The organism is Paraburkholderia sp. SIMBA_027, assembly GCF_046535315.1.
GTDB classification, from domain to species: Bacteria; Pseudomonadota; Gammaproteobacteria; order Burkholderiales; family Burkholderiaceae; genus Paraburkholderia; species Paraburkholderia tropica.
Genome location: NZ_JAWRWY010000671.1, coordinates 1 through 269, shown reverse-complemented (window position 1 = coordinate 269; position 269 = coordinate 1). Strand labels below are relative to the sequence as shown.

General features: G+C 36.4%; 1 protein-coding gene. It reads right to left on the bottom strand.

Annotated features, from left to right (window positions below; translation table 11 throughout):
• A partial coding sequence (locus tag SB764_RS40700) for a hypothetical protein (protein ID WP_410866856.1) occupies positions 1-269 on the bottom strand: 269 nt, incomplete at both ends.

Genomic DNA, 269 nt, shown 5'->3' with positions numbered 1-269 from the left:
CTACCATCAGACGCATACACTGATAACACAAAATCTTTACGAATGTCAGTAATGTGGAGGGGTATTTCAATCTCGCCAGACTTTACAGTAATATCTATATTCTTTTGAAGTGGTAATACTTCTGATAACACATTTGCATAACTTGTTAGCAAAGCTTCTCCTTCATGCAATGTATAGTTCGATTTTATTTGTGTAAAATCACTAAGCGGTATGACCGCAGTATCTGCCTCCTGACTAAATATTAAGGGACTATCCTGTAAATTCTCCGA